This window comes from Pseudoalteromonas sp. SG43-7, assembly GCF_014164295.1.
GTDB lineage: Bacteria > Pseudomonadota > Gammaproteobacteria > Enterobacterales > Alteromonadaceae > Pseudoalteromonas > Pseudoalteromonas rhizosphaerae.
This window is the reverse complement of record NZ_JACJEY010000207.1, coordinates 1-315: the sequence shown is the minus strand read 5'-3', so window position 1 is coordinate 315 and position 315 is coordinate 1. Positions and strand designations below refer to the sequence as shown.

The following is a 315-nucleotide window of genomic DNA, read 5'->3' as shown; positions in this document are numbered from 1 at the left end:
ATGAAGAAATAGTCGAACAGGTTTCGCAAGCGTGGAATAAATTCATTTCTGTTCCTGATACGGTTAAAAGCATATGCTCTAGAGACTGGATAAAATTGACTTAATCTTTATGCAGATTGGTATTACCTTTCACCTCGAACCTTCTTTTTACTTTATTCCAGACGTAAAAAAGCCCGACTATTTCTAGTCGGGCTTTCTCAATTTGGAGCCTGGCAATGTCCTACTTTCACATAGCAAATGCTACACTATCATCGGCGCTGTTTTGTTTCACTACTGAGTTCGGCATGGGGTCAGGTGGGTCCAAAACGCTATTGT

General features: G+C 40.6%; 1 rRNA gene. It reads right to left on the bottom strand.

Annotation, left to right across the window (positions count from 1 at the left end):
* Nucleotides 1-207: 207 nt before the first annotated feature.
* Nucleotides 208-315 (bottom strand): 5S ribosomal RNA (rrf, locus tag H5200_RS23560); the annotation flags it as partial.